Raw genomic sequence first — 12304 nt, 5'->3', positions numbered from 1 at the left:
GATCGCACAAGTTATTGAACACCAGTCAATAAAGCGGCGCCCAGAATGTGGGCTGCCGTGATCCGAAATAAACAAAGACTGCGCCCATCCTGGTGCGCGTGGGGGTCATTGATGGTGTTTGGAACTCGGCTTTCGCGCCGCAACTCTTTTGGTGCTGCGCTTGCTATTTCGTTTCGCCTCCTGCTGGTTGCGCTTTTCCTTTCGGTCCTGCCAAGCGGCTACGGTGCGGCTCAGGCGCAAACGGTTGACTGGCTTCTGAACTACGAGGACGCAACTGACCCGGTTGCTGCGGGCGCAACAGTCGACTACCCCGCCACCGTGACCAACAACGGCACCGCGGCCCCGGCCACGTTCATCGACCTGACTGTGCCGAACCTGACCACAATGACCGGGTTCCTGACACCGGGCGCGGGCCCCGCGATCGACAATTGTCGCGTTGTCGCCGTCGGTGCCACAGCGCCATTTGCAGGCGGCACGCCCTTGCCCGCCACCACCGGTGAGCGCGTCATTTGTGACGTGCCCGCGCTTGGTTTTCTTGAAACAGCTGGCTTCACGCCGCAATTCCTGACCTCTGCGCCCGCCACTCCGCCGGAGAGCTATCAGTTGACGATGACCGTTCTGGATGAGGGCGGTGTCGACCGAAGCTTCACAAACAATGCCTTGACCGAAACCACAACCGTGCGCGCGGGTTCGGATCTGGGTATCTTGGTGGACCTTCCTCCCACGGCTGCATCCGGCTCGAGGGTCCCGTTCACGGTCGACGTCGAGAATTTCGGACCCAACGATTCTAACGGCTACAGCTTCACCTTCGCCGTGCCGCCCGGTTTCGCCGATCTGACATTGCCCGCCGGGTGTACACAGGCCGGTTCGACCGTGACCTGTACGGTCGGGTCCGTGCTCGCGGTGTCTGCCAGCACCACGTTCAACTTTGACGCTCTTGTCGTTGCGGGCGGCGGCTCGGACGTGTCGCTGTCGGCGACGGTGAATGGGACAACGCCGGACGATCCGGTGGGCTCGAACAACAGCACCAGCGACCAGATGCTGATCACCGACGGCACCGACGTCTCGGTCACCATATCCCGAGATACGGGTCCCGAGATCCTGTCGAATACGCCGGTCGAATTCACACTGTCCCCGCAATACAGTGGCGATGCGCCCGATACCGTGACGATCACCCATACCGTGCCGCCACAATTCACCTTTGTGCCCGGCGACATCGTGGCACCGGGTTGGACCGTTGGCGTAAGTGGCAATGACCTTACCTTTACCCGCACGCTTGACCCAGGTGCGGCTTCGGGCACGGACATCAGCCTCGGTGATATTGTCATTCCGACAACGGCCGTTACGCCTGGGGAAGATATTGTAAGTTCGGTCAGTGTCACCTCTACCGGACCGGTGGAACAGAACCCCGGTAACAACACCGACACCATCGAGACATCCATACTTCAGCCGGAAGTGGATCTGGTGGCCGACAAGACCGGTCCGGACCCTGCGCTGGCCGTGGTTGGGCTCGACTATGATTTCACCCTGAGCGCCTCGAACGAGGGCAACACCGCTTTTGACGGCACGCTCGTGGTGCGCGATGTCATTCCCGACACTTTTGCGTTCTCCGGGGCCAGCGGGCCTGGTTGGGTCTGCGTGCTTCTTCCGGGTGCGCCGCCTGCGGGTGCCTCTGGCGTCGTTGAGTGTACGCGCGACTATACGCCCGGCGCACCGCTCGCAGCCGGAGAGACCGCACCGCCGATCACTGTGACGCTGACGGCGACCGCTGAAGGCGTGCGCAACAACCGGATGGAGATCACGACGGTCAACCCGAACCTTCCGGATGCCAACCCCGCCAACAATATCGACGATTTCGAGATCACGACTGCCGTGGGCGGGAATTCCGCCGACATCCGCGTGGTCAAAGGCGTGGCACTTGATCCGCTAGATGCGGGCGAAGTTCAAACCTACACGCTGGAACTGATCAACGATGATGCCACGCAGACTTCTTTCGATGTGACGCTGACAGATCGCTTCACCAACCTGATCAACAACTCAGTGACGGCGCCGACGCCGGGCTTTGAGGGTTTCGTGATCTCCGACCCATCCGGGATCGCGACGAACCTGACCTGCTCCACCGCTGCGTCGGGTGGCCGGGCACGCGTGCTGACTTGCGAAGCGGATGAACTGGCCCCTTGTACGGCGGGCAGCGATTGTCCGGTGATCACGGTGGAAGTGCGTCACGGCACCAGCGCGACCACGATTGGCAACACGGCTGATATCATCTCGGAAAGCACCCCTGACCCCGATCTTGACAACAACCGGAGCGCCACGTCGTTCTCCCAGAACCCCCTGGCCGAGATCACGGTGGACAAGACCGTTAGTGCGCCGACCATCGAAGCGGGCCAGAACGTCATTTTCATTGTCACCGGCCAGGTTGAAAACACCGGTCAATCGAACGCTGACGACTTTACAATCACCGACACCTTGCCCGCCGGCATGCGCTTTATCTCGGCGATTTCCCCGCAGGGTGCTTGCGCGAGCGTGCCGAACGAAGGCGATATCATCGTGGCCGGCGTCAATGATGAGCTTGTCTGTACCTATGGTTCGGTCTCCAATGCGCAGCAGCGCACGCTGACCGTTACCTTGCAGCCGACAAACGACCAGATCGGCGATACGCTGACCAACACCGCCGAGGTGTCGACCTCCACGCCGGAAGAGGGCACCTTGCCCAACACCGCCAGCGCAGAGACCGTGGTCGAAAACCCGCTCACTGATATCCAGATCAACAAGGACGATTCCGTTGATCCGCTACCCATCGGCAGTAACACGGTCTACCAGATCGAGGTGACAAACGGTGGCCCATCCACGTCGGAAGACATTGTGGTCACCGACACCTTGCCCCAGGCCGGCCTGCGCTTTGTGTCAGCGACCATCCCAGCACCCGGTGTCTGTGACAGCACAGGTGTCGACGCCGACGGCATCGGTGGCGAAGTGGTGTGTACCTGGCCTGTCCTGCTGGAAGACGATACCTTCGAGATCCTCGTCGAAATGGAAGCCGTCGAGGCGGGCGACTTCCCGAACAGCGTTGAAGTTTCGTCGTTCGAGATCCTGAACGGCTTTGACGCGGATGCTCTGAACAACAGCAACACGGAAAACACCACGATCCGCACGTTGACTGACGTCGGCATCACCAAGACCACCGCCGAGACACAGGTGTCCGTCGAGCAGGATTTCAGCTTCACGCTTGATGTGACGGTGGGGTCTGACACCGCGACCGACCTGTTGGTCGAGGATACGCTTCCGACTGGCATGGTGCTGACCGGGACGCCGTCCAATGCGTTCCTGCCCGCCGCCTGCACCGGGGCCGCCGGAGACACCGAGTTTGAATGTGACTTCGGGGACGTCGCGGCTGGAACCACCATCCAGATCGACGTACCGGTCCGCGTGATCGCGGTCTCGACCAATCCCGAGACATTCGAAAACACGGCCGTCGTCACGACCTCGTCGTTCGACTCGTCGACCGGCAACGATAGCTCATCCGCGTCGGTGGATGTGGTCAGCTCGTCCATCGCGGGCACCTTCTTCCGCGACTTCGACAATGAAGGCACGCAGAACCTCGCCGCCGACACCGGGATCGAGGGCGTCACCATGACGCTTACGGGCACGGGTCCCGGCGGGCGAACGATCACCCGGACTGTCGAAACTGATGCCTCGGGCGATTACCTTTTTGATGCGTTGCCGGGCACGGGGTGGACCTATGTGATCACCCGCGGCGACCCGACCGATCCGCTGTTCACGGATGGCATCGACACCGTCGGCTCGGAAGGCGGCACGCTTGCCGCGCCCGATGCGATCACCGCCATCACGGTACCCGACGGTGTGGACGCGGTCGATTACGACTTTGCCATCACGCCGTCGCCGACTATCGGCTTGTCGAAGGACCTGGCGGCCTTCGCGCTGGCGGCGGATGGCTCCTATACCGCGACCTTCGATCTTGTGGTCGAAAACCTCAGCAGTGAGCCTTTGCTGGATATCGCGGTCACCGACGCGCTGAGCGGTGGCGCGCCGCTCTTTGGCACGCTCGTCACGCTCGCGACCCCTGCAACGGATCCCTTGGCTGACGGTACATATGCCATCGTCAGCACGGGCTCCGGCTCCTGCGGCGGGTTCAACGCCGGCTTCAACGGCGCCGGGGATCAGACCCTTGCCTCTGGCGTCACTCTGCCGGTCGGCGGGACCTGTACGATCAGCTTCACGATCCGCGTGCAGCCCACGGACCCCGTGCCGCTAGCGCAGCCTTCCGGCGCGCAATATGAGAACCAGGCCGCGGTCACCGGTGAAGGCGAATTTACCGGGCTTCCGGTCAGCGACCTCAGTGATGATGGCACGGTGATCGACGGCGACGGCAACCTTCTGGCCGATGAGGCGGGCGAAAACGATCCGACGCCGATCACCTTGGACCCGCAGCCGTCTGTCGCGCTGCTGAAAGAGGTCGACATCAGCGGATTGTCGTCGCCCGCAGAGGCAGGCGACCCCGTGACTTACACCTTCTCGGTGCGCAACACGGGCAACGTCACCTTGACCAATGTCACCGTCACCGATCCGCTTCCGGGTCTTGTACTGAGCGGGGCACCGATCCCGAGCCTTGCACCGGGCGAGACCGTAACGGCGGCCTACACCGGGGCTTACTCCCTGACGCCGGGCGACATCGCCGCGGGCAACGTGGACAACCAGGCGCTTGTCACCGGCACGCCGCCATCCGGCCCCGATGTCACCGACGATTCCGGGACAGCGTTCGACAATGATGATCCGACCAGCATTCCGCTTGGAACGGCGCCTGCGATCGACCTGATCAAAACCGCCGACACCTCGGCGCTTCAGGATCCGCCGCAGGTCGGGGATATCGTGACCTTCCGCTTTACGGTCCGCAACACTGGCAACGTGGCGTTGACCGACGTCACCGTGACCGACCCCTTGCCGGGTCTGACGCTGACCGGAGCACCGATCCCGTCGCTGGCCGCAGGCGCGGAGGACAGCACCACCTTTGTCGGCACATATGCGCTGACCGAGGATGACCTGACCGCCGGTGAAGTCGAGAACACCGCCAGCGTGACCGGCGATCCGCCCGCCGGGCCACCGGAAACCGACGATGATACCGAAACGGTGCCGCTTGCTGCGGAGCCGGGGATTACTTTGGACAAGATCATAACCGACCAGAGCGATCTTGATGACGGCGCGCAGGTTGGTGATCAGATCTTCTACGCCTTCACGGTGACCAATACCGGTAACGTGCCGCTGCGCGATGTGACTGTGACCGACCCGCTTCCCGGCATCGTGTTGAGCGGTGCGCCGATCCCGCTGATGAACCCGGCGGCTGCAGCCGATGGCACCGATGTCGACACGACCACTTATACGGCTGTCTACACCTTGACTCAGACCGATGTGGACAATGGCGGACGGATCGAGAATACCGCGACTGTCACTGGTACCTTCGGGCCGCTTGGTGCGCCGCTTACGGTGGATGATGACGATACGGTCGTGGCCTCGCCGCCGGATCCGTCCGATGGGCTGACGCTGACCAAGGTCACACCGGATGAGGTGATCCGGCGCGGCGTCATCGCGCCCTACACGATCCGTCTGCGTAACGATAATACGTTTGCCGTCACCGGTATCGATCTTATCGACACCCTGCCCGAGGGCCTCATCTTTGTGCCGGGCTCGGCGGAGTTGGATGGCGTGCCCTTCCCGGTGACGGTGTCCGGACAGACGATCACCTTCGCGGGTCTCGATGTTCCGCCGGGTACGGAACGTGTCGCGACGCTGAATGCGCGGGTCCTGAACTCGGCCAATCCCGGGATCTATGTGAACTCCGTGCTGGCGTTTGACCCGCCCTTTGGTGTGATCGCAGGCCCGGCCACCGCATCGGTGCGCATCCTGCCGGAAGCCGTCTTCGATTGCTCCGACGTGATCGGACGCGTGTTCGACGACCTCGACGCAGATGGTTTCCAGGACGCCTATGATCCGAACGCCATCTCGGCGGCTGTGATTGATCCCGAAGCCAAGATCGAAGAGGTCGCCTCGGAACTCACCGATGAGATTGGCCTGTCGGGTGTGCGCCTGGTGACGCTGGATGGTCTGGTGATCACCACCGACGCCAATGGCCTGTTCTCGGTCCCGTGCGCGGCTTTGCCTGCGGACATCGGCTCGAACTTTCTGTTGAGCCTGGATGAACGCTCGTTGCCGTTGGGCTACGAGATGACGACGCAGAACCCGCGCGTCGTCCGTCTGACGCCGGGTGTGATGACCGAACTGAACTTCGGGGCCCGCTTGGCGCAGCGGATGCGCGTGGATCTGAGCGCGCAGGCGTTTGCAAACGGTCTGGCCGTCTCGCCCGAGATGCAGCAGGGGATCGCCGCCATGGTTGCGCGGTTGATCGAAAGCCCCAGCACGGTCGAACTGGTCTTCCACGTCTCTTCCAATGCGGGACCGGAGGCCGTGGCCCGGGGGCGCGACGCCATGGCTCTCGTGGCCGCCGAGATCGACAGACAATGGTCAGGTGCAGGGTTTGGACGGCTCAGGATCGAACAAACCATCGCCCGAGGGGAGAATTGAGTTATGACGACCAACAAGTTGAAACTCTCCACGGCCATGGCCTCTGCCCTCACGTTGCTGGCGACGGTACCGGCGATCCCGCAGGGGTTCGGTGAAACCGGCTTCTCGATCTCGCTTGGCGAAGATGTGATTGCGGGGGCGGTGCCGCCCTATCGCCCGGGGCAGGCACCGGTGGACCGTGACCTGCGGCTGCTGGACTTCACGGTTCAATTCGACACGCTTGAACGCAATCGCGTGCTGAACGTCCTGACCGAGGATCAGCGTGTGGGCTACCGCGCCGGTGAGCAGGTCACCTTCCAGGCGGCCACCAACTACCCGGCCTATGTCGCGCGCGCCGAGGTGCAGATCTTTGATCGCAGCCGGCCCAACCGTCCGGTCGTTGCGACTGTTCCGATCCAGCCCAACGGCACCGCCGATTGGGTCATGCCTGCTGATGGGGCGGACGAGCTCGGCTACGTTTTGCGCGTCTATGATGCCAACGGGCGCTTCGACGAGACTATTCCGGCGGCCCTCTCTCGTGTGGACGGTGCCGGCGGCCGGGCCGATGCTGCCCTGCGGCCCGACCTTTCCCAAGACCGCACCGCACGCCGCAACATCGTTGTGCGCGGAGGCACCGTGACCCTGCGCGCGGTGAACGCGGTGCCGGGCGACACGATCCGCGTGATGGGCGATGAGGTCACCGTCGATGCCCGTGGCGAGGTCGAGATCGACCGCATCCTGCCGGTGGGCGACAACGTGATCGAGATCGACGCCTATGGGCGGCGTATCCTGCGCGATGTCTATGTGCCGCAGAGCGATTGGTTCCGTAACGGGATCATCGACATCACCGCCGGACACCGCATCGGCGGGGCACTGGACGAAGATGAAAGCTACCTCGATGGCCGCGCCGCGTTCTACGTCAACGGCTATAATGCACGGGGCTGGAACGTAACGGCCTCCGCCGACACGACTTACGGACCGCTTGAGGATCTGTTCACACGGCTTGATGATCGCGATCCGTTGCGGGTTCTCGATACATTGCGCTCCGAAGGGTGGGACCTTTATCCGACCTATGGCGATGACAGCACGTGGTTCGACAGCACGCCGACCTCCGGCAATGTCTTTCTGAGGGTCGAGAACGATACGACCACCTTTGGATGGGGCGATTTCACCTCCACGATTGATGGGCCCGGCCTGATCCGGTCGTCGCGCGACCTTTATGGCGCGTCTGTCGCCTATCAGAGCCTCGCGATCACCGAGGACGGCGAGGCACGCGTCAGTGCCTACGGCTATGCAGCCGTCGCTGACACCCTGCCGCAGCGAGATATTCTGCGGGGGACTGGCGGGTCGCTCTACTTCCTGTCGCGGCGCGATCTGGTTGGCGGAAGCACCAACGTCCGGGTCGAGGAAACCGATGCCGTGACCGGCTTCGTGACCGGCACGCGCACCCTGATCGAAGGGCAGGATTACGTCGTTGATCATCTGCAGGGTGTGATCATCCTGACCCGCCCGCTTGCCAGCGGTGGGGACGACGGCTCCATCATAAGCGGGGCCGCGGACGAGACGATCTTCAACCTTGTTGTGCAGTATGAATTTGTTCCAACGAGCGATTTCGACGGCGCCTCCGTCGGGGGGCGGGCCGAAGCCTGGGTCTCCGACACCGTGCGCCTCGGCGCGACGATGATGTCTGATGAAACAGGCAATGGCCGGCAAACCGTGGGTGCCGTTGATGCGCGCGTCGAATTCGGCACTTCGGGCTTCGTGGAGTTCGAAGTTGCAGGGTCTGACGGCCCCGGTTTCGGTCGCGCAAGTTCGACAGACGGCGGCTTGAGCATCGTCGAAGAAACGGCAACGCTGGCTGATCAATCGCTGGCTTATGAACTACGCGCCGGCCTGCGGTTCTCGGATCTCGGGCTCAATGTTGACGGCGGCCTGACGGCCTATGCGCAGGTTCGCGAGGCGGGTTTCGAGACGCTGACGCAAGACACGGCCTTCGACCAGGAGCTTTATGGCGTGGCGTTGGACGTGGCGCTGAGCGACGCGTTGAGCCTTGGCGGATTTGCGGAATACTTCAGCCGCGACAATGGCGAGGAACGCATCGAGGGCGAGATCAGCCTGACCCATGCGTTCAACGACCGTTGGGAGCTGACGACGGCGATTGCCTATGAGGATATCACCACGCCGGGAGATCCCGACGAGACCGGCAGTCGAACCGACCTGGCCGCCCGCGTGACTTATTCCCCAAGCGACGCCCTGAGCGTTTACGGCTTCGTGCAGGCAACGGTCGATGTGACCGGTGGCTTGCCCGATAACAATCGCGCCGGTGTGGGTGCGTCTGCCCGCGTGGGCGACCGCCTGACGCTGGCTGGCGAAGTGTCCGGTGGCGATGGCGGCGTGGCCGGCGAAGCCCGGGCCAGTTGGAACCCGACGCCCGACAACGAGCTTTATGTCGGCTACACGCTCGATCCGACGCGCGGGGGCAGCGGCGATCCGTTCGATGATCGCGGGCGTCTTGTGACGGGGGCGGCGTATAATTACTCCGACCACCTGCGCGTGTTCACGGAATATGTCTACGACCGGCCCGGCACCGGCCCGACCCTGACGCAAGTCTATGGCCTGACCTTCACGCCATCGACCACCTGGGCGTTCTCGGCGGGTCTTGAGGCGGCCGATATTCAGGACGAGGCGAGCGGCGATTTTGACCGCCTCGGCTTCTCGCTTGGCGCGGCCTGGACGCCGGATGAAGACCGCACCGGGCAGGTCCGCCTCGAATATCGCACCGAGGACGGCGATGGCGTGACGCGTGACCGAGAGACTTGGGCTGTGACCGGGTCGTATCGTCAGCAGCTTACCGATGAATGGCGGCTGCTGACGCAGATCGACACGATTTTCTCCGATGCCGAGGAAGGCGCGCTCGCCGATGCCGAATACCTCTTTGCTAGTGCCGGCGTGGCCTATCGCCCGATTGCGAACGAGCGGCTGAACCTTCTGGCGCGCCTGATCCATCTTGAGGACACGTCCGCTCAGGATCAGCGCGATGACACCGGAAGCACCGATGGCCCCCAACAACGCTCGACCGTCTTTTCGATCGGGGCGAATTACGACCTAAACGAGCGGTTCACCGTAACTGGGTATCTCGGGCACCGGTCTTCGGAAATCGCCGACCGCGGAACCGATGATTTTTTCTCCGACACGGCCACGCTCGGCGTGGTCCGGCTGGATTACGAGGTTCTGCATCAGTGGGACGTGCTGGCCGAAGGGCGGCTTCTCTACACACAGGAGACCGACCTGACCGAAAGCGGCGCTCTGCTTGGGATCTACCGCCATATCAACGACACCGTGTCGCTCGGCGGTGGCTACGAATGGGGCAGTGTGTCAGATGACGCCACCGTCATCGATTATGATGCGCAGGGTGTATTCGTGAACCTGATCGCACGCTTCTAGGTTAGCCACCGCGCGAACCAAATCATGGTCAGGCGGGTGAGGGAGACCTTGCCCGCCTTACCTTTACAAGCGCGTCGGACCACCGCGCGTCAGCAGGGCAGGGCGGTGCCGCCCGTTTACCTCAGTCGACATCTTGTATACTAGTCGAAGTGAGTGGTGGTATCGGTTCGATCCACCCGGACACCAATCTTGATGGGTTCGCATTGACCGACGCCCCGACCTTCCGCACAGTTCTCGGGATTGCCTGGCCGCTCACGCTCAAAGCGGTGATGTTGCACGGTATTATTGTCATCGACGCCTATCTGATCTCGGCCTTGGGCGAGGCAGCGCTGGCGGCCATGGGCCTTGCGTCGGCGATTGCGGGTCTGCTCCTTGGCATCCTGTTCGCATTCTCTAATGCAACGCAGATCCGCATCGCGCAGAATTTCGGTGCCGCAGGCGAGGTCGGCCTGAAGACCGCCTTTTATTGCGGGTTGATCGTGAACCTTGCCTCGGTGCTGATCGGGGTCGCGCTTGTCGTGGCGTTTGGCGGTCGGATCATCGAAGGTGTCGCGCCGACCGAACAGATCGCGGATCAGGCGATGGCCTATCTTGAGGTCTTCGTGTTGGTCATCTTCGCGGAGGCCGTGGGGCAATGTCTCGGAAGCCACTTCAACGGCTGCGGCAAGACCAAGGTGACGTTCCTGAGCTATCTGATCGCGCTGCCGATCAATGTCGTGGCCAGCGTCGTCCTGATCCATGGCCTTTATGGCGCGCCGGAGCTTGGCGTGGCAGGTGCCGCCTGGGGCAGTGCCGTGGCCGCTCTGACGCGGATGGCGTATCTGGGGCTGCAGTTCCACCGCCAGCACCGGATGTTCCGCGACGTGGCGGGATGGACGCGGGACAGTTTGGCCGCGGCCTTGCACCGGCATTGGGTTTTCTCATGGCCGATTGCGGCGACCTTCCTGTCCATGACGATCGGCACGCAGGCCTGCATCCTGATCTACGCCCGGATGAGCGTTAACGAGTTTGCAGCCATCACGCTGATCCTGCCATGGGTGCAGGTCGCAGGCACATTCGGGATGTCGTGGGCACAGGCCACCGGGATCATTGTGGCACAACAATTGGGGGCAAGGTCGGGCGAAGACACACTAGATGCGTTCCTGAGTCTTGCCTGGCGTGCGGCCTTTGTGGCGGCGGGCCTTGTGGCGGCAGTCTACCTGGCGATCTGTTTGGCATCTCCATGGATCTACGCCGGGTTGGAGGCGGAAACGCTGTTGGCGTTCTGGTGGTTCTGGCCGACGCTGCTTTTGCTGCCATTCCCGAAAGGGTCCAACGCGATCTGCGGTCAGACGCTGCGCGCTGCGGGCGATACGCTGGCGGTGATGAACATCTTCATGGCGAGCCAGTGGCTGTTCAAAGTGCCAATGACCGCGTTGTTCGTGCTGGTGCTGGACCTGCCCGTCGCATGGGTCTTTGCCTTGTTCGTGGCGGACGAGTTGGTGAAGTTTCCAATGTTCCATATGCGCCTGTGGAAAGGCACATGGAAGCACGCCCGCGTGGTCGAGGATTAGATCTCGAAATAGTCCGGGTTCTCGCGAAAGATCGTCTCGATCGTTGCATCAAGCCGGGACAGATGCAGCATCCCGGCCGCAACGGCGGCCTCCGCTTCCCCGGCCTTGATCCCATCGGCAATGGCCTGATGATCGTCAAGCAGAACCGTCATCCGATCCTCTTTCGACAGGCTCAGCATGCAAAGACGATCCACATTGGCTTTCTCGAACGCGATGACTTCGAAAGCAAACTCGACCTTGGCGATCTTGCACAGGATCTTGTGAAACTCATAATCGAGCTTGCTGAATTCCTCGTAATTTCCATCGGCGGCAACGGGGGCCTGTTGCGCCAGGCTTCGATCGAGAAGATTGGCGTCATCCGCACTGGCCTGCTTGGCAGCACGGCGCAGAACCTCCGCCTCGACGCTCGCGCGCACGAACCGCGATTTGGTGACTTCGTGCAGCGAAAAGCGCTTCACCTCGGTGGCTTTCTGCGGCTGGATCAGCAGCAAGTCGAGGTTCTCAAGTCGGCTGAACGCATCGCGTACCGGTTGCCGCGACACACCGAACTGCGCGGCAATTTCCGCTTCGGAGATCTTGTCACCCGGCAAAAGCTTCAGCGTGACAATGGAGTTGTGGAGATGATCGAACACAACATCGACGCTGGTGCGGCGATCTCTCGTGCGAACGGCATTGGGCATCTCAATCTCCTCCTGTGAGGTTGCACATAATGGGCGGACGAGGTCTTGGCC

4 protein-coding genes are annotated in these 12304 nt (G+C 62.4%); 3 read left to right on the top strand and 1 reads right to left on the bottom strand.

Annotated elements, in window-relative coordinates; genetic code table 11:
- Nucleotides 1-111: 111 nt before the first annotated feature.
- From V8J83_RS04590 to V8J83_RS04580, 3 genes are all read left to right on the top strand, one after another.
- The gene (locus V8J83_RS04590; protein WP_339983925.1) at nucleotides 112-6597 is read left to right on the top strand and encodes a CLIPPER-2 domain-containing protein; all 6486 of its coding nucleotides are present in this window, start codon (nucleotides 112-114) and stop codon (nucleotides 6595-6597) included.
- A gap of 3 nt (nucleotides 6598-6600) precedes the next feature.
- On the top strand, nucleotides 6601-10020 hold the full coding sequence (locus V8J83_RS04585) for a hypothetical protein (protein WP_339983924.1): 3420 nt from the start codon (nucleotides 6601-6603) through the stop codon (nucleotides 10018-10020).
- A gap of 149 nt (nucleotides 10021-10169) precedes the next feature.
- Nucleotides 10170-11573 carry an MATE family efflux transporter gene (locus V8J83_RS04580; protein WP_339983922.1) on the top strand — a complete coding sequence of 468 codons (1404 nt, stop codon included), beginning with the start codon at nucleotides 10170-10172 and terminating at the stop codon, nucleotides 11571-11573.
- Here the strand turns inward: V8J83_RS04580 and V8J83_RS04575 are convergent.
- Nucleotides 11570-12253: a GntR family transcriptional regulator gene (locus tag V8J83_RS04575; protein WP_339983921.1), complete on the bottom strand. Its 684-nt coding sequence runs from the start codon at nucleotides 12251-12253 to the stop codon at nucleotides 11570-11572. The genes V8J83_RS04580 and V8J83_RS04575 overlap by 4 nt on opposite strands.
- Between the last annotated feature and the right edge of the window lie 51 nt (nucleotides 12254-12304).

Origin of the sequence: Gymnodinialimonas ulvae (assembly GCF_037543845.1) — a bacterium.
Lineage (GTDB): Bacteria > Pseudomonadota > Alphaproteobacteria > Rhodobacterales > Rhodobacteraceae > Gymnodinialimonas > Gymnodinialimonas ulvae.
This window is presented reverse-complemented; position numbering and strand designations above follow the sequence as displayed.

Excerpts from the sequence above, each read along its gene's own strand:
- V8J83_RS04585 (WP_339983924.1), top strand. The coding sequence starts at position 6,601 with ATGACGACCAACAAGTTGAAACTCTCCACGGCCATGGCCTCTGCCCTC.
- V8J83_RS04575 (WP_339983921.1), bottom strand. The coding sequence starts at position 12,253 with ATGCCCAATGCCGTTCGCACGAGAGATCGCCGCACCAGCGTCGATGTT.
- V8J83_RS04590 (WP_339983925.1), top strand. The coding sequence starts at position 112 with ATGGTGTTTGGAACTCGGCTTTCGCGCCGCAACTCTTTTGGTGCTGCG.